Below are 22,820 nucleotides of genomic sequence, written 5' to 3'. Positions count from 1 at the left end.
CTTTCACTGTTATACTTGCGCCACTAGTGTAACCAAATAGAAAAAAATGACACTTCCTGATTTTAGCAAAATTCGTATTCTTGTGGCCGGCGATGTTATGCTGGACCGATATTGGACCGGCGCCACGGCGCGCGTATCACCCGAAGCACCCGTGCCGGTGGTCAATATTAATAACATTGAAGACAGACCAGGCGGCGCTGCTAACGTTGCAATCAACCTGGCAACCCTGGGCGCATCAGTCACGCTAATGGGACTGGTGGGGCAGGACGACAACGCCAGTATTCTGCAAACGCGGTTAACCGGCTATGGCATCCAGTGCCACTTTACGTCCTGCGAGCAATTCGACACCATTACTAAATTACGGGTAATGAGCCGCAATCAACAACTATTGCGTATGGATTTCGAAAAGTCGTTTGCCAGTGTCGATAAATCGCCGTTGGAAGCGGAATTTGCTCACCAATTGGCACACTGTGACCTGGTTATTTTGTCGGATTATGCCAAGGGGACACTCAGCAATCCTCAGGCCCTGATACAGTTAGCCATTGAACAGGGCAAGCCAGTAGTGGTGGATCCCAAAGGCAGTGATTTCAACAAGTACAAGCACGCCACACTCATTACACCTAATTTATCGGAACTCAGCGCTGTTGTGGGTGAGGTAGACAACGAACAGCAACTGGTAGAGAAATCCAACTCGCTGTGCGAAAGCCTGTCTTTACGGGCTCTGTTAGTTACCCGCTCCGAACAGGGCATGACGTTATTCCAGCCCAATCAACCGGAATTCCATTTGCCTGCTAAAGCCAAAGAGGTATACGACGTAACGGGAGCGGGTGATACAGTAATTTCAACGCTTTCTGCTTGTATGGCTGCCGGTGAATCGCTGCAACAAGCTTGTGTACTGGCTAACTTAGCTGCCAGTATTGTAGTGGGTAAACTGGGCACCTCCACGGTATCCACAACCGAACTGGCAGTAGCTGCAGGTCAGCAATCTCAACCGGATGGCGGGGTGATGACCGAAGAGCAACTGGCAATTGCCATTGACGCAGCAAAACGGCGCGGAGAGCGTATTGTAATGACAAACGGCTGCTTCGATATACTGCACGCGGGCCATGTTTCCTACTTAGATGCGGCGGCAAAACGCGGTGACCGACTGATCGTAGCCGTGAATACCGATGCGTCAGTACAGGCGTTAAAGGGCCCTGGTCGTCCAGTGAACAACGTGCAACGCAGAATGGCTGTATTAGCCGGTTTAAGTGCGGTTGACTGGGTAGTCCCCTTTAGCGAGGATACACCGGAACGCTTAATCAGCCGATTACTACCCGATGTACTGGTAAAAGGCGGCGATTATAAGGTGGAAGACATCGCGGGTGGTAAAGCCGTGATCCAAAATGGTGGCGTAGTAGAAGTGCTTCACTTTGAGGAAGGCGTGTCGACGACAGGCATTATTGAAACCATAGTAAAACGGCAGAGTTTCGAACAGAAGTAATGGCATCAGGGGCGAAATAATCGCCCCTGATTCGTTGTGTCAGTGTGAATTTCGTCGCTGAGATAATGCACAAGCGGTCTCTTTAGGATAAGCTTAACCAAATTGCGCGCAGGCGCCTCATGAAACATTAGCGGTAGTAGCAATCAATGTACGAAAGTTATTATGGACTTAACTCAAAGCCGTTTCAGCTAACTCCGGACCCGGCTTTCTTTTTCGCCAGTAAATGGCACAAGCGGGCCATGTCTTATCTGCAATATGGATTATCGCAGGCAGAGGGCTTTATTGTTATCACCGGGGATATTGGTACTGGTAAAACCACCATCGCGAACAGTTTGCTGGACGACATCGAGAGCGATATTGTAGCGGCACAGATAGTCACGCCTAAGCTGTCTCCGGATGAGCTGGTTAAAATGGTGGCGGCTAAGTTTGATATTGATGTCGCCGGCAAAACCAAAGCGGATATATTAAAAGATCTGGAAAACTTTTTGTTTTCATTGAGCAAACAAGGCAAAAGAGCACTGTTGCTGGTGGACGAAGCGCAAAACCTGCCGCTGGAAACGATTGAAGAGCTGCGCATGTTGTCTAACTTTCAGCAAGCCGGTAAGCCATTGTTGCAAAGCTTCTTGTTGGGTCAGGAAGAACTCCAGCCTATCTTACGTGCGCCGAATATGGAGCAATTTCGCCAGCGAATTGTCGCGTCCTGTCATTTAGCACCGCTAACCCTGGAAGAAGTGCAGTCTTACATCGAATATCGCTTACAGCACGCGGGCTGGAAGGGGACTCAATTGTTCTCTGCTGAAGCCTACGAGCACATCTACAAATTTACTCGTGGTGTCCCCAGAAAAATCAACACGCTGATGGATCGCATCCTGCTGTACGGATTTTTGGAAGAGCTTGAGGTGTTGGACGAAAAAGCCGTAGACGCGGTAATCGACGAAGTTCGCGAAGAAATGTTTGTGCCTGATGAGCCTGTAGCTGCGGAAGAACCCGCTGCTGAAAGCCAGCCGGTTAACGAGGAAAGTAGTCAGCCAGGCAAACCGCAGCGTTTAATCACGCCTAATGGCAATGAAGTAAAAGATGCGGAATATTACAAAGCCATGCTGGGTGAGCTGGTAGATGCACTGGACGATGCTATTAGCCATAAAATTAAACTGACTCAGTACATCGATAAGTTGCTTAAGAAAAAGTATCGTACTTACGTCAGACTGAAATCGGATGATGAATAAAATAAAAAGGGCACTTAATTAAGTGCCCTTTTTTGAGTTGTAAACCACTAACGACCGTTAGTTTGCATTCTGTAGGTCAGGCCCAACGTGATGCGGGTCTCGTTTAGGGTGAATGCAGGGGTAGTTAAATCCCGATTGTCTTCGTTATCCATATACCGGAGCTCCGCATTTACCGATAATCCTCGTGATAACTGGTTACGCACACCTAAAGTGTAAACCTTGTTATTAGATTCACCTTCCGTACCATTCAATTCAGTATCAAATATGGAGTATTGTGCTCGGGCGTACAGGCTGCTTCTTGCACCAGCTTGCAGACTGGTATTCATGCCGATTACTTTTTGGATTTGCTGACGGTTGTTTTCACTGTAGGTAGTGTCGATATACCTGGCGTCAAACGACACTCGCAGTTTGCGCTTCTGGAAACCCAGCGTAGAGCTCAACTGGCGACGCAGTACAACTTGCTCTGTTACTTCAGAAATGACCTCAGTAAACTGCACAGCCTGTTCTCCGGGCTGTAACTCGTAGTCCAGACTATCGGGCTGGAAACAATCGATAATATCAACCGCACCTGCAGGACATACAAACGTGCCAGCGTCAGCAAAATCAAACAATAAGCTTGAATAAGTTGTTGTACTCTCCTGATATGACACGGATGCTCTGGCAGCACGAGTACCATAATTGAATGTCAGGCTACCTGACTCACCGTAATAACGGCGGCCATAGTCGCCCGAAATGCTGGTTCGGGGAGAGAATTGCCATTGCGTTGATACGCCAATAAACGTCTCGCCGTCGTCATTGCCGTCAGTAGAAATTTTGTTTGCGGTCACGGTAAAAAAACGACCCGCTGCAGGACGGTAATTTAAGCCGACGCCGTAAGTGTTGAAACGTTGAAACTGACCATCGAACAAGCCAAAACCGCCCGATAGCTGACCCTCTGTTTCAAATTCTTCGTGAGTAGCAGTAACGACCAGGCCAAAGTCACCATACAGGTTGTAGCCAATTTGACCGTTGGCAGACTGAGATTCAAAAAAACCAAAGTCCTGACGGTCAATTTTGCGGTAATTTGCGCTGGCGTTCCAGTATGCATCGCGGAACCAGTCGCCGTTAGCCAGAACCAATGTGGCTGAGGCACCTTTTGAATCAATGCCGGTATTTTGGTTAGCTAATTCATCATCGGTTAGTGATGCATCACTCTTGGCCTGATAATAACGGCCACTGATACTGACATCTGCAAAATCGTTACGGGCTACAGCCAGTGCAGCACCAATACTGTGAGTGGTTGTTTTGGTCAGGTCCTGGTTATTCAGCAGAAAATCTGACGACGTGTAAGAGCCTGGTCTTACAGACTGATAACCTTGTGAACCTTGGGCAAAAATCTGAAAAACGTTATCAATAACGTTTAGCGTGCCGTTATATGTAAATTCAGTAAAGCTATCAGAGCGGCTACCGGCATCTAATTCAAAGCGCTGATACAGATGCGTAGCGGCAACGTTTGCATTTAACTTGTTGCTGATATAACTGGCCACCACTGTTGGAGAAATTTGCAGCGTATCTCTGTCTTCATAGCGGCCCGGTGTATCATCAGACGAATCAAGTGACTGATGTACCAATGACGAGTTTACTGAACCGGTAATTTGCACATCGGCTACCGATGCGGTACTGAATACTGCCGCGCATAGCGTGGCGATAAGTGCCGGGCGAAATTGTTCAATCCTTTCCACAAGCTATCCCTTATCGCTGATTAATCACGAGGTTCACTGCCGTAATAGTAACCGTAGTTACCGTTCTCGGCACTTTCGTTAACCGCTTTATTTACTACAAAGCCCACCGCCATGTCGGGGTTCAAACGGTCAACAATAGAGTTGATGTCGTTCAGCTTTGTACGGCCTTCTTCGGTTACGATTACTGCTTGTCCGGCAAAACTCGCCAATACAGCAGATTCGTTGATACCAATCAGGGGCGGTGTATCGATTATTACAATACGATCAGGGTAGCGGTTAGAAAATTCATCAATCGTATAGGCCATTCGTTCACTGGCCAGCAATTCAGTAGACAAATGGTGGGTTTGCCCCGCAGGGATGATTCTCAACTTATCAACGTTAGTGCGATACAACACATCGGCAATGTCTTTGTCTTCATCAAGCAGGTATTCCATTAACCCGTCCTGATGATCTACACGGAGTGTGCGGGTTACATTGGGTTTTAATACGTCTGCGTCTACCAACAATACGGTTTTGTCTTGCTCGGAAGCAATACTCAAAGCCAGGTTAATTGCAGTGAACGTTTTACCCTCTGAAGGTCTGGCACTACTCACCATGATAATGTTGCTGTTATTCAGGGTTTTAGACAATGCGCCAAAGGCATTTTTAAGCAGTTTACGTTTAATTTCACGGTATTCTTCGTTGATTAACTTACGGGCATTGTTAACGGATACAAATCCACGTTCATCAAGACTCTTAAGGTCCAGTGTCAGTGTTTTTACGCCGCCGTGACCATCAGTGTCGTCATTGTCATCAGCCGTGACAGCAACAGTAGCGTTCTGCTGAACGGGTTGCTCTTTAACAGCCGGCGCCGCAGCCTGCTGTGCTTGTTTTTCCAGCGTGCGTTCTATGGTCGACGCTTTGGCTGGCTCAGGTTGCTCTGCCGCCTGAGCTGCTTGTTCTGCTTTGCGCTTTTCTGCCGCTTCTTTTTGCTTCTGTAAGGCTTTTTCAATGCTGTTACCCATTATAAGAACCTCTCTACTAAATTAACGTGGGCAATTTCAGCGGCAACCAAAACAGCATACATAGATATAATCGCACCTGACGAAAGAATAAATACAAATACTCTGAATCGATTTTTGCGTTGTATTTGCTTGAGGTTCAGGTGAGTAACTGCACCCAGAACCGGGAACGATGTGAGTTTGGTCAACTGGCTGCCACGCACCAATACAGGGCGGAGCTGACTAATAATAAAGGCCAATCCAATACCTACACCAAAACCTAATACCAGAATACCCGTGTAGAACATCAGGCGTTTTGGACCCGTTGGCTGGTCAGGTACAAGTGGCGGTTCAATAGTGCGGAATTGCAGTTCTTCAGACGATACGTCAGCACGACGAGACAACTCAGCCGCTTCTTTACGCTGTAACAATTCTTCGTATTTTTGTTTGGTAATACCATAGTCCCGGTTTAGTGCAGTAGACTCTGCTTCGATTTGTGGCACAAGGTCAATCTTGTTTTTGAGTTCCTGGATTCTTGCGTTGTAATCCGTTTCGCGTACCTTTAACGAGGCAATCTGACCTTCAACCCGGCTGATTTCCAGCTTGATTTCGGTTGCAAGTGGACTCAGGTTTGCAGTGTCATCCTCGCCACCGGATTCACTGAAGAATGCCTGGATTTCGTCTTGTCTGGATTTTTCCAACGACGCAAGCAGGCTTTGTGCTTCAATAACATCGGGGTGCTTATCGGTGAAACGCAGTCTTAACTGATCGATTTGTTCTTCCAGCGTTTTGATACGTTCATCATAGCGGGTGGTAATGACCGGTGCATCAGAAGAGCCCTGACGAACATCAAAGCCGTCTGTTAGCTTGCCACTGCTCAATTGCCCTTTTAACGAGGTAACCTGTTGCTCGAGCTCTCTGATTTGCAGCTTAGTCGCATCCAGTTCACGCGAAACACCTTGAAGATTCGAGTAAAACGACCCCTGTACCGGCAGAATATCATTGTAACGACGCTGGAAGTCTGCCAGGCGTTGTTCAGCCTCTACCAGGCGAGTTTCGTACTCAGCAATTTGCTCTTCAAGGAAGCGACTGGCCGTATCGGTATCGCGTCGGTTATTACCCAAACTGCCTTCCACAAATAAATCCAGCGTTTCCTGCACTACACGTTTCGCCAGCTCAGGGTCTTTGTTGGAATAGGAGATCGTATAGATATTATTTCGACCCGTACGATTGAGCTTAATACTGTTACTCAGGTTAGTAATTAACCGGCTATAGGCATCTGCGTTATTAACCGTAATATCCAGGTCGGATTCACGCGCAATAATCTCAACGTTCGAGCGGCTCAACAGGGTTTGAGCCATCATAGCAATTTCCTGCTGCGGGTTAGTTTGTATTGCGAGGCCGCTCAACAAAGGTTGAAGCATTGAGCGTGTGTCTACAAATACCACCGCTTCCGACTTATATACATCGGGCATCATGGCTATATAACCAAAGCCAATCGGGCAGATTAACCATGAGCAAAGCATGATGTAGCGTTTTTTAAGCCAGATTCCCCGAATATAATCGAGGACCATTTCAATTGTTTGTTGCAATTCCTGCATGTTTTTGTCCGTTTACCGCTCGAGAGACTTAAATAGAAACATCTTGTTTCTAGAACCAGGCTTCAGGAATAATCACAATGTCACCTGGCAGCATGTCGACATTCTTACTGATGTCACCATCGCTGATCAGGTCTTCAATCGCAATCTTGTAAGTCGTTTGACGGCCGTCAACAACGCGTATCAGTTTGGCGTCGTTACCATCTGCAAACTCAGTGAGTCCACCTACCGCGATCATAAGATCGAGTAAAGTCATGTGTTCGGTATAGTTTATAGCGCGCGGATTAGTGGCTTCACCAATTACGCGAACTTGTTCACTGAGTGGACCAGAGAACCCGTTAACACTAACGGTAACGCGAGGATTGTTGATGTAGGTGGATAGCTTTTCTTCGATTTCCCGGGCCAGCATAGTGGGTGTGCGGCCGGATACATCTAAGTCTTCTACCAGAGCAGTAGTAACTTTACCGTCCGGACGAACAATAAAGCTGCCGGAAATTTCAGGGTTTCGCCAAACGAAAATAGTCAGACTGTCGCCTGGGCCGATCAGGTATTTATAATCGTTTACGTCCGTTGTTAATGAAGGGCGGGTGGTTGCCTGGGGCAAGTTACTTGTACCACTACATCCCGTCAGTAAAGTTCCCAGTGCGGCTGCAACGAGTAATAACCTGGTATTTACCTTATCCATGCTTCTCTATCCTGTGCGTACTAAATCAAGTCCAGTGACGACTATTACCTGTCTGATTTTTTTATATTTCAGGCAGGAAATGCGCCTGTTAATTTAATTTTAATTACTAATATAAAGCGATAGTGTGCGATTAGTCTATCTCAATCGCAAAAATTGTCATATGATAAATCCCAAACGCAGGAATTGCGGCACTCAACAGACTTAGTAAAAGACAATATGGCAGTTGCAAAGAACAGACAAAATAAGCGCTCCAACGCGTTAGTAATCACTGAAGCGTTGCTTGTTTCATATGTGGGTTACATCACCAGTTTCATTCTTGTCCAGTTGGACCTGATTACTGAACCAAGTATCGAAAATCTCACTATTAACATCTTTCTTGTAACCTTGGCAGTGTTGTTGTGCTCGCTGTCAGTGGGTTTGTACGAAGCAAAATTACGCGAGACATTCCGGGGCATTATCAGACGTATTTTTGTAAGTCTTGGTATCAGTTATTTTATTGTTGAAGTGCTTACCGGTACCGTGTTTTCCAGTCTGGACATGCATTCGTATTACCTGCCCACCGCAATCTGCCTGAATATCATCGCGTTAGTGTTTTTCCGCTACTTTACCAATCGCCTGGGATTGCTCGGACTCGGTCGCGTTCGTTTGGTGGTGCTGGGTGCAGGCGAACGGGCGTCTATTATCGAAAAGCGCATGCGTCGGGACGTTGACCGTTTGGGTTTCGAACTGCTCGGCTTTATACCTGTACCCGGTGACAACCGCGAAGACGGTATAAAGAACGAAAAGATCATTCATGTCAAGGTAGACGAAAATCTGCGTAACTTTGTGATTGAGAACGACATTGAAGAAATTGTCATTGCGTGTGATCAACGCCGTGGCACATTGCCAATTGAAACGCTGTTCGATTGTCGTTTGCGTGGCGTTGAGGTTACAGATCTGCTCGATTTTATGGAGCGGGAAACCGGCCAGATTGCTGTGAATCTGATGTACCCAAGTTGGGTTATTTACTCTAACGGTTTCCATTCTCAAAACTACCTGCGCGACGCACTTGATTACAGTATGAATGCTGTTTTAGCATTTTTTGTGTTGTTTTTCGCCTGGCCATTCATGCTAATTACTGCGTTGATTATTTACCTGGATGACGGACACCGCACTGGAACATCAGTGTTTTATAAGCAGGAACGGGTAGGGCAAAACGGTAAACTGTTTAAAATCATTAAGTTCAGAAGTATGCGTCCGGATGCAGAGAAAGATGGTGCAAAATGGGCGTCTAAAAACGATGACAGGGTGACACGAATTGGTCACTTTATCCGTAAATACCGTATCGACGAACTACCACAGCTAATTAACGTGTTCCGCGGTGAAATGTCTTTCATTGGTCCGCGTCCCGAGCGCCCGGAGTTTGTTGAGCAGTTAGTGAAAGAAGTGCCGTATTACAATCAGCGTCACAATGTGAAGCCTGGACTGGCGGGGTGGGCACAACTCAACTATCCGTATGGCGCCAGCGTTGAAGACTCCATGGAAAAGCTCAAGTTTGATCTGTATTACGTAAAACACCAGAGTTTGTTGCTCGATATTCTGATTCTTATCCGCACCGTTGAAATTGTGTTATTTGGCAAAGGCAGATAAAGATGAGTGCGCCTTTATTAGATAAACGCCTGAATGCGATGACGGTAGACGTTGAAGACTATTTTCAGGTATCGGCATTTGAGTCGGTATTAAAACCGTCAGACTGGTCATCTATTCCATTACGTGTGGAAGAAAATACTCACCGCCTATTGGATGTGTTTGCTGAACACGATGCCAAATCTACGTTTTTTACGTTGGGTTGGGTTGCGCAACGATGCCCCAATCTAATTAAACGCATAGTTGCTGAAGGGCACGAGCTTGCCAGTCATGGATTAAACCACCGCCGGGCAACTACCATGACCCGTGAAGAGTTTATAAACGACGTGAAAACCAGTAAGGATATTCTGGAAGACGCGGGTGGTGTTGCGGTGAAGGGCTATCGTGCACCGAGTTTTTCTGTAAATGACAACAATCAGTGGATTTACGAAGTATTGGTAGAGTTAGGTTTTGAATATTCATCCAGTACCTACCCGATTTCGCACGATTTATATGGTGTGCCAGAGTGGCCTCGGTTTAAATATCAGCGGCCTGAAGGCATCACTGAGATCCCAATTCCTACCATTAAAAAGAACGATAAGAATGTAGGCATTGGTGGCGGTGGGTACTTCCGGTTATACCCATATTGGCTTTCCCGCAAGCGTATACAGGCTTTCATGGAAACGGAAACCGCACCGTACAGCTTTTATTTCCATCCGTGGGAAATTGATCCTGACCAACCCAAAATAGCCAACGCACCGATCAAATCCAAGGTTCGGCATTATATTAATCTTGGGAGAATGGAAGGCAAGCTGAAACGCCTGCTTCTAGACTATCGTTGGGGCACCATGGCCGATGCCTACGAATTGAAGTAAAGGACGCAGTATGCAGGAGCAGTCAGTCACAGGCAGTGGACACCGTCCCCCTTATTTATCTTTTTCCGCTGTTACTGTGCTTATGGCCGCCGTGTTGGTTGGCTGGGCGCTGGTGTTTTATCGTGGTTTAAGCTCTGCGGTTACCATCTGGTATAACTCCGATATTTTCAATCATTGTATGTTTGTGTTGCCTGGTGCGTTCTATCTTATGTACCTTAAGCGCGACTCATTATTAAACAGGCCTATTAAACCGAATTTGTGGGCGCTTATTCTGGTAGTGCCATTGGTCGCGTTATACGCTGTTGGCTTAGCCGGTGACGTACAATTGTTTATGCACGCGGCTATGTTCGCGTTACTGCCGGTGTTGTACTGGTTTGTATTAGGCACTCGAGCTGCCCGCACTATTCTGTTTCCACTTGTGTTTATCTTGTTTTGTATTCCGCTGGGCGAAGAGTTAGTGCCGTATTTGCAGCAGATTGCTGCTACTTTTTCGGTACAACTGCTCGAATTAAGTGGCGTACCGGTTTACCGCAGTGGTTTATATATCGAAATTCCAAAAGGCAGATTCCTGGTTGCAGAGGCTTGTTCCGGCATTAGCTTTTTTATTGCATCTTTAGTTATAGGTAGCCTTTATGCCTATCTAAACATGCAAGCGGTATGGCGTCGGGCTACGTTCGTGCTGCTGTCTATTCTGTTTCCCGTGGCGGCAAATATAGTGCGTGTATACGGCATTATTATGATTGCACACATGTCTGATATGAAATACGCAGTAGGTGCTGATCACCTTATTTACGGTTGGTTTTTCTTCGCATTTGTGATCATTTGCCTGCTCGCACTAGGTGAATTCATTCGAGAGCGCTCCTCTGCATCGGATGATAAGGCTGATGTATCAGCATCGGAGTGTGTTACTAACAGTGCTTCCGATAAAGTGTCTACCGGCACATTACGCCACTATGCTCGCTCAGGAATGGCAGGATTAACGCTTGTATTCGTGTTTGCTGCAGTGTGGTTCCAGTTTATTGCCCAGGCGCTGCCGTCATCCAGCGGCACTGAGTACCATTTTGATCGCGGCAATCAGTATGTTGTCGAGAGCAATGCGGTTGAACGCTTGCCATGGCAGGCTAAATACCGCCGTCCCGCCACCGAGCGTTATCTGGTAATAAATCCAGTTACGGGCGCTGATATTACGGTATACCAGGCTTTCTATGCCGCAGGCCAGGGCGAATTGATCAGTTCAATAAACCGTTTCTACGATCAGGATAACTGGACAAAAGTTGAGGATATACCGGTTTCTACTCCGGATAGTCCCTATGCAATGGAAATCATCTCTTCACCAACGGGGCAATTGCGTTTGCTGGCATACTGGTATGTACTGGAGAAAACCACTTTTGCCAGTCAGCGGGATACCAAAATTGCGCAAATCGCCAGTACGCTGGCTGGTGAAGCCTCTCACGGTGGTGTAGTCGCTGTCTCTGTTGAAGTTGAGCGCCGCCAGCTTGCCGCCCAGCAACAACGTCTGAGTCAATTCATTACAGATCATTATCAACAATTCAGTAAAGACGTCAGGCTGGGAGATTAGTTAGTTGCCTGGCCGACCGGATTGCCGAACGGATTGCCACCGGCCTTGTTCAAAGCAGCTCGAACTGCCGGTCTGAAATCTGGCGGAAAACGCTCGATTAGCATTAAGGTTTGCTCTGGTGACAGCGACTCGGTGCTGTGATTACTGACAACACTTGCACCGCCGCCGTTTCGACGCCGGATGCGCTTGTTGGTATAGTTGTTTGTTATTACCACATTTTGCGTAGCCGGAAAGCGGTATTCAATGCTGTTGGGATAGTTGTGGTACTGCAATATCCAATTACCAATCACTTGCGTGCCCGGTGAGCTTTCCAGCGTGATACCGGCATCCGCATAGGGATGTGCGTTATTTGCATGCACAATCCAGTTATGTTTAATGGTGCCACCCTGGTTACCTTTATCGGCCATACCATATCCAATTCCCCGGTCACTATTAATGATCACATTGTTTTCAACAGTGATATGGGCACTGTTGTACCATAAGTGAATCGCATGTTCGGCAACTCTTCGCGCTGGGCTGGCAATGCCGTAAAACTGGTTATTGTGTATTTGCCAGTGCTGGCCGAGGTGCAGATCTATTCCCCCAATATAGTATTGGGGTCCTATACCGGCTGAATAGGCAAAGGTACAGTGTTCAACAACACCGAAATCGGCTGCTTCCGGATAACCCGGTTTATGGCTGACTTTTAACAGTTGCTCGAAGCTGTCTTTTAATATGCAGCGCGATAAGTACACATAATCTGCGTTGTTTTCGCCGGCCACCTGAATGATGTGATTAGGCGCTTGCTCGGCCGTAATACCAATAAAACTAAAATGCGAAGCGTTGATTCTGAATAAGCTGAATACGGCACTGGTCTGTTTCATGCCTGGCCCTCGTAACACTACATCAGCAGGGTTTAGCGATTCAGATTGCAAGGTTATATGTGACGCATTGATCAGTATGGGTTTGGTAATGGAGTACAGTCCAGAACGAAGCTGAATGGTAGTATTCCCCCCTTGTCGATTCGCTTCGTTTATCGCGGCGTAGAGTTGCTCAGCGTTTTCAATAGTGAGTTGTCTTTCGGCTGCCAAGGCCTGAGCTTGACATGTCCACAGAACCAAAGTGCCTAGCAAACCAGGAATTAAATAGCGCCAGCATGCATTCATGAGTCTGACGCTTTTCGACTTCCCAATACCTTCGCGGGGTTACCTCCTACTATGGCATAGTCGGGCACCTCAGATATCACCACGCTTCCCGCTGCAACGACACATTTTTTACCGATGTTTGCCATCACCAACGCGCCGTTGCCTATCCAGGTGTCCTCACCTACAACAACCTGCGTAAATTGACCGCCTTGATCTTTAAGCGGCGTGTCCGGATCTGAAAAATTGTGCTGTCCTTTTCCACTCATAATGTGAACACCACTGCCTAACAGGCAATTGGGCTGAATTCGACACATACCAATATTGCATTGCGGCCCGATATACACACCGCTACTGATGTGGGTGCGGTGTTGGGAAAACAATGTTCCGAAACCGATCACCGTGTTCTGGCTGGTTTCTCGAAAAATCAACCGGTAAAACGCAGCTCTGTAATAAACCCCTAACAGGCCCGGCAATAAACTCAGTAGTTGTGACCAACTGGTGGTGGCCTGATCTTTTCCCATCAGCGCAGATTGTAAAGTAAATCCCAGCCAGCATGGCAACGCCAACAGCATAAATAGCATGCGAAGCGTGGATTTTATGAGTGATTTCAAAGTTATAGTTCCTTCGTTTCCGGCAGCAACGTTAAAAGCGTCTGGAGCTTTCCTTGCCAGGAATAATGTTCTGCAATGGTGTTTATGGCTGCTTGTCTCAGGCGCAGATAGGTGTCCTGGTTGTCCATGAGTAATTCAATGGCATTAAACATACTGGCAGGGTTATCGCCCAGTAAAATATTTTCGCCCTCTGAATACACTATGCCTTCTGCACCCATTGACGTGGCAACCACCGGCAGCCCACAGGCAAAAGCTTGTAGTATTTTGTTTTGAATCCCTCTGGCAATACGGAACGGCGCAACAAACACGTTACTTTGGTGAAAGTAGGGCAGGATGTCATCAACAAACCCAGTCACCGTTATGCCTTTTGTGTTGCCGAGCTGCTGAATGTCAGCAGTAGGGTTCATGCCTGCAATGGTGAGCGTTGCCGTTGGCCATTTGGCTAACACCGACGGCCAGACATGTTCATTAAACCACATCATTGCGTCTACATTGGGCGCATAATCCATCACGCCTGCAAATAATAATTTGGGCACATCTACCGCTGGTATGCTGGCTGCAGGATGAAACTCCGCAGGATCAATGCCATTTCCAATGGTAACCACGTTAGCCTTAATCGACGGATTTTCTGTTTTAAACATTACCGTTTCTGGTTCTGCCACAAAGAAGCAGGCGTCAAAGTTGTCGCCAATGCGTTTTTCCAGACGCCGGATACAATGTGCTTCCCTTTTATATACCCAATTCATGGGGAAGCGTGCCGCGTTGGTATATTGATCCCATTTATTGGAATCCATATCCATAAAATCCATGATAAGCGTGGGTTTCTCTGCGAGTGTTGGTAATACCGAAGACCGAAATACGTATCCGGCCATGCTTGACGCTGTGCAAATCACCGCGTCTATCTGGCCCGTTGCCAGAAGCTGGTCAACCTGATGTTGCAAAGCAGGGCAGTAGAAGTGTGCTTCGCTTAATGAAGCGTTGCGGAACATGCCATTGGCGTAGCGCAACAACTTATTCCCCAAAGGCGAATACAATGTCGCACAGCCGTACTGTGATTCGAGCTGTTGAAAATACGATTCATCTGTATCGTTTTCCATTGGCGCAGCCACGGTAATGGCAATACCTTGTTGACGCAAAAAATTAATCTGATGGAATGAGCGTAACTTCTCGCCTTTATTGGGCGGGAATGGGACGCGCTGAGCTAAGTAAAGGCAGTGCAAAAGAGGTCCTTGTTCGAAACGCTTTCATTCAGTCGTGCTAGTGTATTACGCTTTATTATGAATAAAAAGGCACAATATCTGTTGGTTTTTCTTAATATTAAGATATCAAATTAGATTGACTCGCAGGTTCGCTGCCGAACATCAATTCTGTAGTTATGTGCCATTGGTATGACAACAGTTTTCTTCGGCAATTACTGTTTACACCTGATGGGGCCAAGGGTATTCTGCATCTATAATTTTGTATTAACAGAAGTTATAGCTGGAGTTCACATTGAAAACCCTGGTGCTCAGTCAGAATTTTCCCCCAGCGTCGGGTGGAAGTGGCCGATGGTTTTGGGAACTCTATTCCCGCTTAAACAATAATTACCTGGTAGTTGCCGATCTGCAGCCCAATGCATCAGACTTTGATGCGCAGTCTTCGTTACCTATAGAACGTATGCCGCTTTACAGTCCGCAATGGGGGCTGGCCAGTCTGGATGGACTTAAATTTTATTACCGGAGTTACCGACAGTTACGCCGGTTAATAAAAACACATCACATCGACATGATTCATTGTGGGCGTGTCCTTCCTGAAGGTCTGATGGCATTTTTTCTCAATAAAACCATGGGTATTCCCTACGCTTGTTATGTTCACGGGGAAGACCTTGAAGCCAGCGCTCTCTCCCGCGAGTTGAATAGCCTGACGAAAATGGTGATGCGTAGCGCCAGTAAAATTATCTGCAACAGCCACAACAGCGCCGCTATTGTTGAACGCGTAGACAGTAGTGTTATGTCCAGGGTAGTTGTAATGCATCCTGGCGCAGATACCAATAAGTTTGTGCCGGCAGCACAGACTGATAGCGAGTTTTTATCTGCCATGGGCTGGCAGGACAAACAACTTATTCTTACTGTGGGGCGTCTGCAGGCGCGTAAAGGTCAGGATAAAATGATTGAGGCCATGCCTGATATTCTGAAAGTGTGTCCACAAGCGCATTACGTGATCATTGGCCATGGAGAATGCGAATCCCTGTTACGGGCTACCGTGGAGCGGTTAGGACTGCAAGAGCACGTGGACATTCTGACGCAATGTGACGATACCACCATGATAAAATGTTATCAGCACTGCGAAGTATTTATACTGCCAAACCGTACAGAAGGGCAGGATATTGAAGGGTTTGGTATGGTACTTGTAGAGGCTCAGGCATGTGCGAAGCCCGTAATAGCCGGAAACTCAGGTGGTACCAAAGAAACCCTTATTCCGGGGCAAACCGGTGAGATTGTGGATGCCACGGATTTGAATAACCTGAGTAATACCGTGGTTAAATTTTTACAGTCACCGACGCTGGCTAAAGCATATGGCCTAGCGGGGCGCAAGCATGCGGTAAGTCAGTTTGACTGGGAAAATGCGGCCAAGCGGGCAACTTCGGTGTTCAGCGATATAGCAAGTCGGTAAGGCGCGCCGTAAACTGTAAATAATTAACAAAACTCAAGAAAAGATTTTTGATTTTAGCGTGAATGTGCTTTTATAACTTACTGAAATTTGTACTGGTATTTCCTTTCTTACAGTAACTGAGGTCATTCTGGCAATGTCAGGGGCTGGCAATATAACGGAGTAAGTCATGACTGTTGCCGTATTGGTAGCATCCAATAATCAGGTAAGTGAAACCTTTGTACGCCGGCATATCGATATGTTGGGTAGTGACGGTATTGTGATTTATGGTGGCAGTACCCCATTCAAAATGGAGAGTTATGTGCCTTCTATGGTGCACAAACTCACTTATCGTGTTAAAAAGGTAATGGGTATCGCCAGTGATTATTACGATTACACTTTGGCGCATTTGTTAAAGTCGAATAATGTGCGTTGCTGTTTTGCTGAATTCGGACCAATTGGCGTGGGTGCATTAAACGCATGTGAACAGTTGGGCATCGACCTGATTGTGCATTTCCATGGTTATGATGCGTTCAAGTACGATGTTATCGCACACTACAAGTCACATTACGCCAGACTTTTTAAAGTGGCTAAAACGGTAATATCAGTTAGCTCATCGATGACAGAACAATTAGTCTCATTGGGCTGTGAACCCGGTAAAATTAAATACCTTCCATGTCTTCCATACAATGATTTTGGCGAGCATCAGTATCAGAATTCGGGGCAGCACCTGCTAACTGTGGGTCGGTTTGTAGAGAAAAAAGCGCCATGGCTAACATTGTTAGCATTTCAGCAAGTGTTACAAGTTTGTCCCGACGCCACACTTACCATGGTAGGGGATGGCCCCTTGTTGCCGGTTTGCAAGAGCATTTGCGACACCCTGAAAATTCCCAATGTGCAATTCACTGGTGCCAAAACTCACGATGAAGTTGCTGAGCTAATGCAGGAAGCTACCGTGTATGTTCAGCATTCTGTGGTGAGTAGTGATGGTGACCGCGAGGGCACACCTGTATCAGTTTCTGAGGCCATGTTGGGTGGCTTGCCCGTTGTGAGTACGCGGCACCAGGGAATTGCCGATCTGATTGAAAACGGCAAAACGGGCTTTTTAGTTCAAGAGCATGATATAACTGAGATGGCGAATAAGATAGTCGCGTTACTCAATGATTCTGTTCTGCGGGCACAGCTGTCAGTGTCAGGTAAAATGGCCATAGAATCCCTTAAACGAGAGATTGGTGAAGAAGCATTTTTTGCCATGCTTCGCCACCAGTATGCTTAGGTTTTTGTGCGCACAATAGACTGAATCTACTCGCTTTTTCCCAAACCGAGCAAACGCTTTAGTTTGGTTTTGCGATATTCCGCATCGGCCTTTTTCTGCGCCAGTCTATGCTCTTCCTCAAATTGCTTGGTGAGGTTTGACCAAATGTCAGGCCCGCCATATCGCTTTACCCGCTCGGCATAAATATCGGCAAAGGGTTTCAGCAACGCATCTGCACCAGAGTAAATACCGCGGAACAGACTCTTAGTAAAGTGAATAAACACGATGTCAAACTCACCGTTAATTTTTACTTTGCCATCCACCAGTTCGCGTTTACAGTCGATCAGATTCCAGTTCCCCACGTTGCAACCGCGGTGACGAACAGATTCGACACCCTCGAACCGGGTTGGCAGAATATCCAGATAACGCTGGTCGGCAAAATAACCTTCTGAGCTATTATTTTCGCAATGAAATAAACAGCATTTTGCCCAGTATTCCATGGCAGGTATACCCGCCTTTGACGCTGCGACGAATCCTGCGTTGTACATGCCATCCAAAAAGTTCAGCTGAAAGCCGTGGGGATCGATAGTGGGGTCTGAACAACGCATATGGGGGGTGAGTAAGACACTGGATGTATCCAGTAAATCAAATAAAAACTGAAAGTTACTGAAGAAGTTCAGATCGCAATCAGCGCAAATGACTTTGTCGTAGGTATTCAACAAGTGGCGTGTAAGCACGGGTTTCATTGACCAGCGCAAATAGTCGGGATTCTGATTTTCGTATTTATCGAATATCGCTTTACCCAAGCCATCCTGGCACAGGTCTACGTAACTTGTTACAAATAAATTGTCTTTCTGATGAAGTGCTAATTCTTCCTTATTTGCTGAGTCAGAAATCATGACATGTAAATGAATGTCAGCATCAAATTGCTTCAGAGATTCGTGAAGCGATAGCACATATGGTAAGAAGTTATAGGTGCAGATAGTGCAAAACGTTTGATTCATTGCGGTTCCTTTAACGCTTTATTAATCGTTTGAACAGAGCTTTGTAAAAGCGTTTTCGCAGAGGCGAGCTAAAAGGAGGCATGAGGAAATCCCATACACTCATATGTTGTTTATTTGCTATCCACTCGTCTATCATCCAATCGTGCTGAAGAGGTGAGCTGGTTCCTGGCATTTTCCTGTCCATTGCTGCTTTTACTACCGCGTTGTACTCGGCAAACCGGGCATCCAGGCGCTCTTTATCGCGCTTTAAGCTGGTCGCGGTTGCATAGCGTCGGAAGTAATTAAACGTATCCGGGCGATATGCCACCTTACCGTGAGAGGCCAATAAGATCCAAAACAGCCAGTCACCGCAGAAGCGATAATTCATGATATCGGTTATGTGCTGTAGGCCCAAGTCCTTTCTAAATAGTACGGCGGAGGCATTTGGAATGGTATTTCGGTGAATTAAAAAATGGGCAATTTCGTTATCACCCTTGTTAACGAATGGCTTATTCCAGCGCAAAGGTTCAATGACCTCACCCCAGGCATTAAATCCCTGATTATTGCCGTGTTCATCAATTCGATAGGACCGGGCAAAGGCAATGGCTATGTCGTGTTCCGATTGCACACAAGCGCTTAACGTCGATAAAAAATCGGGAGCGGCCACATCATCACTTTCTGCCAGCCAAATGTACTCTCCCTTGGCAAGTTCAAGACCCTTTTGCCATTGAACAAAGGGGCTGCCAGAATTGCTTTCGTTTAGTATAAGGTGGCTTACACGGGGATGTGATGCATAGGAAGCGAGTACGTCGGCACTATTGTCCGTGCTTTTATCATCCAGCAAAATGACTTCATAATTGTCGAAATCCTGTTGGAAAACACTGTTGAGTCGTTCAGGTAAAAAGCGGGCGTGGTTGTAATTGGGTACAATAACTGAGACAAACGGCATTAAGTTTAAATCCATTGCGCTAGCTGCAAATGCCATCATACACAATTTGATTGAAGAATAAACCGTGGCAAGCGGGAGGATTAGACGAGGGGATACTGTAATAGTATCTGCAACTGACGGTGATTTTCCGCTACCCGCTTTTGCAAAAGCGCAAAGCTTTGTACGGCAATTAGCTGAGCATCCTGTTGATTTAGTAACATGCTAATACACCGCTCGGCAAATGCCTTACTGGTTAATTGACATCTGTTTTCAACGGGGAGCAAAAACTCCACTCCAGCCGCGCCGCAGGGCGTTGACACAACCGGAATACCAAATCCTACCGCTTCAATGGTTTTGATTTTTAAACCGCTGCCTGTTTCACAGGGATTGACTATCAGTCGGCAGCGACTGTAAAAATCGGCCAGATTTTCTACCCATCCCAGTAATTCTACATTAGGTGTGTGTGTGGTTAGGTGCTTTGTTACTGAGCCTGCAATGAGTAGCGTCGCATCTGGACAGGCTTCTGTAATGATGGGCCATACTTTGTCAAGAAAGCGATTGATACCGTTTACGTTGTGTTGATTACCTGATGCCAGAAAGCCTATCACTGGGCTAATATTGGGCCTGGTTTCCGGCTGATCCGGCGCAACAATCAAATCCAGCGTCACAACTTCGGTATTTTTCCCTTTCAGCAACCTCTTGAAATACCCGCTTTCCTGTTCCTGAATACCCAATACTACGTCTGATTGTGACAATAAATAGCGTTCCTGATAGGGCAGTAGACTCAGCCAGTATCCTTCACTGCCTGCTGCACGTATTCCACGATTTCGATAGCTGAATTTGTCCTGAGCATCGATCACCACTTTACAGTTAGCCGAAATATGTTTTACCAATGGCGACATAAATCCATAAATTAATACAATAAGATCGGGCTCGATGCGATTAACAAGATGACTAAACGCATCACAACTCTGCTTAGACACGTAGCCATCAGCAAACATAAAATCAAATAACCAACCAGTTTTATGAATGCGGTGATAGTACCTGCGTTTAAATCGGATCAATTTTTCCTGTAAAGGTCTTGGTTGATTATCTAATTGATGAAAGCGAGAGCCGAAAACTTGTGTCATGGCTTCTTCGTTGAATTGAGGCGACATAGCTTGTATCGGACACAATACAAAATGTACTTCATAACCAAGACTTTCAAGGCACGCGTGAACTTGCCTTACTCGTTCTGCATTGCCTGCAGGAGAAGGATAACAGCCTACCGGACTGGCAATAATACATTTCATTTTGCGTTACCGCCGATACAGATTGGCTGTCATTCGGGCAACGTCAGGCCAGTTCATTCGACTGGCTGCCACCTTGTTGGCTTCGCCCATAGCATTGACATCGCAGGATGATAAACCTTGTAATTTTATGGCAATGTCTTCTTCTGACTGGTAATACACCGCGCCCTCATCTGGTACGCAATCAAATACTTTGGACAGTTCCGGCAGCAATAGTGCTTTGCCTTCTGTCATCGCTAGCAATACCGAGCCAGATGTAAGCGTATCGGAGAATGGCACGGCCACCATATCAACCGCTCCCAGCCATTCCGCCAGATCTTCATCGGACAGAAAACCCAGACGAAGATGTACATTATTGGCACGATCACAGATAGCTTGCAGCGATGCTGCATAGTCTTTTTTATCTGCTTTGCCCATGATCAGCAAATGAATATGTTCAGGCAGCTTACCAGAAGCAAACAGTTCAGCCAGCTTGTCGATGCCCTTATAAGGACGTAGCATGCCAAAACTCAGAATAACAGTATGTTCCGGGGGAATGTTAAGGGTAGCAAGTAAAGACGCCCGCGATTGAACAGGACGAGGGTATATCCCTTCATAATTTCCGTGAAAAATTACGTTGGCTTTTTTACGTATCTTTGGAATGCTGTAAGCGTGTGCCAAACGGTTGGCAGCGGACTGACTGTGAACAATGATTGCTGAAACACAGCGTGCCAGAAGCCGGCGCACAAATAATTCAACGCCGCGGTCAAAATTTTCATGGGAAAATTTGTTGTGAATGGTCCAGATTACCTTTTTTCCGCGTAGCCTTACCCATAAACAGTCCAGTGCCAGTAAAAGCCCCCGCAATTTTGCTTTAAAAGGCGAGGATGTCCAGCTTAATACAAATAACAATGGCGACATCCAGTGCAAATGAATGATATCAGCCTGTGGATGTTGCTTGCACAATTCAGAAAACGGGAAATACCCAAGTGGCAGTTTATCGAACGTAACTTCAACGTCCTGTTGTAACAAGTGATTGGCTAACAAACTTTGATAGGGGTTCCCTTCCCGGAAATCGGGAACCATAACGACTTTTTGTGTTCTCACTATTATCCTGTAAGTGTTCTGCGATAAACGCTGATAAATTTATCTAAGTAAGCCTGTAAGCTAAATTCACGCACAACACGTTGTCTGGCCGCCTCCGCAATCTGTTGTTTTAGAGAGGCATTATCCAGTAAACGTTTTACACCTTCACTCAAAGCCTTGGGATCGTGTGGAGGCACCAGTATTCCACAGTGATTATCGATAATCGCTTCTGGGATACCGTTAACATTAGTCGAAACAATGGCTTTTTGCATAGCCATAGCTTCTAAAATGGATACCGGAAAGGCTTCCTGATGAGATGCACATACCAGAATATCCAACTGACCGAGCAAGGCGAGGACGTTATCTACCTGCCCGTGAAACGTTACCTGCTCGCGAATACCTAATTTTACAGCATAGTCTTCAAGCAGTGCCTGACGGGGCGCCTGCAAAATATCGCCGCCTATAATATCGAAATGGAGGTTGTAGTGTTGATCACACAGCGTCTTTGCCATTTCCAGAAAATCGATATGACCCTTACGTTCCTGCAAGTTGGCAACAATCCCGATTCGTGGAGGCGTATTTACAACGGCGTTGGGCGAGAAACGATCGATGTCTACCCCATTGTGAATGACATCATGGCAGGCCAGTGGGCAAGCCACTGCAAGCGGCTCCCTGGTTGCATGCATTAATTCTTCGCTACAATACACATACCCTGCGGGTTTAGGCATGCGTTTAAATACCCAGTTTACGTAGCCGGCTTCTACCGGGAAATGCATGTGGCATATCACCGGAATACCGGCAATTTTAGCTGCCGGTAGCACTGCCCGGGTACATACCAAATCAGCACATTGCAAAAGCGCAATATTCGCTTGTTTGAATTGCTTGGCCAGTGCAAATGCTTGCCTGATTGTGACAAAGGGAGAGCTGAATTCGGGTTGGGGTAATGCCGTAATCATGATGGCGTTGCCTTTCTGCGCGATATGGCGCGAAAATGGCCCTTCTTCAGGCACAATAAGCAACGGGGCAAATTCCTGATGCTGCGCCAGCCCGTCAATCAGTGCTTCCGACATCCTTTCTGCGCCGCCAATTTCGGCGACACTGTGCACAAAGGCAATTGTTTTTTTCACGTTAGTATCAGTTTGTTACGACGTCAATGCCTGAATCATACGTGTTAACGAATGTTTA

Annotated in this window: 19 protein-coding genes; 7 read left to right on the top strand and 12 right to left on the bottom strand. The window is 46.5% G+C overall.

All coding sequences use genetic code 11. The features are described from left to right. Positions 1-46: 46 nt before the first annotated feature. Together hldE and FJ444_RS02370 are read left to right on the top strand one after the other, a co-directional pair. Complete coding sequence (hldE, locus tag FJ444_RS02375; protein WP_140956302.1) at positions 47-1,483, top strand: bifunctional D-glycero-beta-D-manno-heptose-7-phosphate kinase/D-glycero-beta-D-manno-heptose 1-phosphate adenylyltransferase HldE; 1,437 nt, start codon at positions 47-49, stop codon at positions 1,481-1,483. A 146-nt stretch (positions 1,484-1,629) separates the two neighbouring features. Next, positions 1,630-2,709: an XrtA/PEP-CTERM system-associated ATPase gene (locus FJ444_RS02370; RefSeq protein ID WP_140956301.1), complete on the top strand. Its 1,080-nt coding sequence runs from the start codon at positions 1,630-1,632 to the stop codon at positions 2,707-2,709. A gap of 47 nt (positions 2,710-2,756) precedes the next feature. Here the strand turns inward: FJ444_RS02370 and FJ444_RS02365 are convergent, their stop codons facing one another. From FJ444_RS02365 to FJ444_RS02350, 4 genes are read right to left on the bottom strand one after another with little or no spacing between them, the layout of a single operon-like run. After that, entirely contained in the window at positions 2,757-4,430 is a 1,674-nt protein-coding gene (locus FJ444_RS02365) for a hypothetical protein (RefSeq protein ID WP_140956300.1), read from the bottom strand. A gap of 20 nt (positions 4,431-4,450) precedes the next feature. Next, positions 4,451-5,434: an XrtA-associated tyrosine autokinase gene (locus tag FJ444_RS02360; RefSeq protein ID WP_140956299.1), complete on the bottom strand. Its 984-nt coding sequence runs from the start codon at positions 5,432-5,434 to the stop codon at positions 4,451-4,453. Then, positions 5,434-7,011 (bottom strand): XrtA system polysaccharide chain length determinant, encoded by a 1,578-nt coding sequence (locus tag FJ444_RS02355; RefSeq protein ID WP_140956298.1) that lies wholly within the window; start codon positions 7,009-7,011, stop codon positions 5,434-5,436. The genes FJ444_RS02360 and FJ444_RS02355 overlap by 1 nt, the downstream gene beginning before the upstream one ends. A 49-nt stretch (positions 7,012-7,060) precedes the next feature. After that, positions 7,061-7,693 carry an XrtA/PEP-CTERM system exopolysaccharide export protein gene (locus FJ444_RS02350; RefSeq protein WP_140956297.1) on the bottom strand — a complete coding sequence of 211 codons (633 nt, stop codon included), beginning with the start codon at positions 7,691-7,693 and terminating at the stop codon, positions 7,061-7,063. Positions 7,694-7,909: 216 nt separating this feature from the next. Between FJ444_RS02350 and FJ444_RS02345 the strand changes: the two genes are divergently transcribed. Genes FJ444_RS02345 through xrtA form a run of 3 tightly spaced genes read left to right on the top strand, consistent with a single transcriptional unit; the run spans position 7,910 to position 11,752 of the window. Beyond that, positions 7,910-9,322: a TIGR03013 family XrtA/PEP-CTERM system glycosyltransferase gene (locus FJ444_RS02345; protein ID WP_140956296.1), complete on the top strand. Its 1,413-nt coding sequence runs from the start codon at positions 7,910-7,912 to the stop codon at positions 9,320-9,322. Between the two features lie 2 nt (positions 9,323-9,324). Continuing rightward, the gene (locus tag FJ444_RS02340; protein WP_140956295.1) at positions 9,325-10,173 is read left to right on the top strand and encodes an XrtA system polysaccharide deacetylase; all 849 of its coding nucleotides are present in this window, start codon (positions 9,325-9,327) and stop codon (positions 10,171-10,173) included. Between the two features lie 10 nt (positions 10,174-10,183). Continuing rightward, positions 10,184-11,752 (top strand): exosortase A, encoded by a 1,569-nt coding sequence (gene xrtA, locus FJ444_RS02335; protein ID WP_140956294.1) that lies wholly within the window; start codon positions 10,184-10,186, stop codon positions 11,750-11,752. Here xrtA and FJ444_RS02330 read toward each other — a convergent pair. The 3 genes from FJ444_RS02330 to FJ444_RS02320 form a co-directional block, all read right to left on the bottom strand. Then, positions 11,749-12,822, bottom strand: coding sequence for a right-handed parallel beta-helix repeat-containing protein (locus tag FJ444_RS02330; protein WP_140956293.1), 1,074 nt, complete (start codon positions 12,820-12,822; stop codon positions 11,749-11,751). The genes xrtA and FJ444_RS02330 overlap by 4 nt on opposite strands. 71 nt (positions 12,823-12,893) lie before the next feature. Then, the gene (locus tag FJ444_RS02325) at positions 12,894-13,487 is read right to left on the bottom strand and encodes an acyltransferase (RefSeq protein WP_140956292.1); all 594 of its coding nucleotides are present in this window, start codon (positions 13,485-13,487) and stop codon (positions 12,894-12,896) included. Positions 13,488-13,489: 2 nt separating this feature from the next. Continuing rightward, on the bottom strand, positions 13,490-14,707 hold the full coding sequence (locus tag FJ444_RS02320) for a TIGR03087 family PEP-CTERM/XrtA system glycosyltransferase (RefSeq protein ID WP_140956291.1): 1,218 nt from the start codon (positions 14,705-14,707) through the stop codon (positions 13,490-13,492). A gap of 271 nt (positions 14,708-14,978) precedes the next feature. Here FJ444_RS02320 and FJ444_RS02315 point away from each other — a divergent pair, with 271 nt between their 5' ends. Then, positions 14,979-16,139 (top strand): glycosyltransferase family 4 protein, encoded by a 1,161-nt coding sequence (locus FJ444_RS02315; RefSeq protein WP_140956290.1) that lies wholly within the window; start codon positions 14,979-14,981, stop codon positions 16,137-16,139. A 166-nt stretch (positions 16,140-16,305) separates the two neighbouring features. Then, on the top strand, positions 16,306-17,391 hold the full coding sequence (locus FJ444_RS02310) for a glycosyltransferase (RefSeq protein WP_140956289.1): 1,086 nt from the start codon (positions 16,306-16,308) through the stop codon (positions 17,389-17,391). 26 nt (positions 17,392-17,417) lie between these two features. Here FJ444_RS02310 and FJ444_RS02305 read toward each other — a convergent pair whose 3' ends face one another. The 5 genes from FJ444_RS02305 to FJ444_RS02285 all read right to left on the bottom strand — a co-directional run bounded on the left by FJ444_RS02305 (position 17,418) and on the right by FJ444_RS02285 (position 22,762). Further along, a complete protein-coding gene (locus tag FJ444_RS02305; RefSeq protein WP_140956288.1) occupies positions 17,418-18,374 on the bottom strand; it encodes a hypothetical protein in 957 nt (318 codons plus the stop codon). A gap of 10 nt (positions 18,375-18,384) precedes the next feature. Continuing rightward, on the bottom strand, positions 18,385-19,317 hold the full coding sequence (locus FJ444_RS02300; protein WP_181405031.1) for a glycosyltransferase: 933 nt from the start codon (positions 19,315-19,317) through the stop codon (positions 18,385-18,387). 65 nt (positions 19,318-19,382) lie between these two features. Beyond that, positions 19,383-20,573: a glycosyltransferase gene (locus FJ444_RS02295; protein WP_140956286.1), complete on the bottom strand. Its 1,191-nt coding sequence runs from the start codon at positions 20,571-20,573 to the stop codon at positions 19,383-19,385. 6 nt (positions 20,574-20,579) lie between these two features. Continuing rightward, positions 20,580-21,656 carry a glycosyltransferase gene (locus tag FJ444_RS02290; RefSeq protein ID WP_140956285.1) on the bottom strand — a complete coding sequence of 359 codons (1,077 nt, stop codon included), beginning with the start codon at positions 21,654-21,656 and terminating at the stop codon, positions 20,580-20,582. A 2-nt stretch (positions 21,657-21,658) separates the two neighbouring features. Continuing rightward, positions 21,659-22,762 (bottom strand): glycosyltransferase, encoded by a 1,104-nt coding sequence (locus tag FJ444_RS02285; RefSeq protein ID WP_140956284.1) that lies wholly within the window; start codon positions 22,760-22,762, stop codon positions 21,659-21,661. Between the last annotated feature and the right edge of the window lie 58 nt (positions 22,763-22,820).

The sequence above is a fragment of the Aestuariibacter sp. GS-14 genome, assembly GCF_006494365.1.
GTDB lineage: Bacteria > Pseudomonadota > Gammaproteobacteria > Enterobacterales > Alteromonadaceae > Alteromonas > Alteromonas mangrovi.
The sequence above is the reverse complement of the archived record's forward strand: the minus strand, read 5'-3'. Positions and strand labels throughout refer to the sequence as shown.

What these genes read in the sequence shown, in the direction of transcription:
- FJ444_RS02305 (WP_140956288.1), bottom strand. Translation starts at nt 18,374, where the DNA reads ATGAATCAAACGTTTTGCACTATCTGCACCTATAACTTCTTACCATAT.
- FJ444_RS02295 (WP_140956286.1), bottom strand. Translation starts at nt 20,573, where the DNA reads ATGAAATGTATTATTGCCAGTCCGGTAGGCTGTTATCCTTCTCCTGCA.
- FJ444_RS02370 (WP_140956301.1), top strand. Translation starts at nt 1,630, where the DNA reads ATGTACGAAAGTTATTATGGACTTAACTCAAAGCCGTTTCAGCTAACT.
- FJ444_RS02360 (WP_140956299.1), bottom strand. Translation starts at nt 5,434, where the DNA reads ATGGGTAACAGCATTGAAAAAGCCTTACAGAAGCAAAAAGAAGCGGCA.
- FJ444_RS02345 (WP_140956296.1), top strand. Translation starts at nt 7,910, where the DNA reads ATGGCAGTTGCAAAGAACAGACAAAATAAGCGCTCCAACGCGTTAGTA.
- FJ444_RS02300 (WP_181405031.1), bottom strand. Translation starts at nt 19,317, where the DNA reads ATGGATTTAAACTTAATGCCGTTTGTCTCAGTTATTGTACCCAATTAC.
- FJ444_RS02310 (WP_140956289.1), top strand. Translation starts at nt 16,306, where the DNA reads ATGACTGTTGCCGTATTGGTAGCATCCAATAATCAGGTAAGTGAAACC.
- FJ444_RS02340 (WP_140956295.1), top strand. Translation starts at nt 9,325, where the DNA reads ATGAGTGCGCCTTTATTAGATAAACGCCTGAATGCGATGACGGTAGAC.
- xrtA (WP_140956294.1), top strand. Translation starts at nt 10,184, where the DNA reads ATGCAGGAGCAGTCAGTCACAGGCAGTGGACACCGTCCCCCTTATTTA.
- hldE (WP_140956302.1), top strand. Translation starts at nt 47, where the DNA reads ATGACACTTCCTGATTTTAGCAAAATTCGTATTCTTGTGGCCGGCGAT.
- FJ444_RS02355 (WP_140956298.1), bottom strand. Translation starts at nt 7,011, where the DNA reads ATGCAGGAATTGCAACAAACAATTGAAATGGTCCTCGATTATATTCGG.
- FJ444_RS02350 (WP_140956297.1), bottom strand. Translation starts at nt 7,693, where the DNA reads ATGGATAAGGTAAATACCAGGTTATTACTCGTTGCAGCCGCACTGGGA.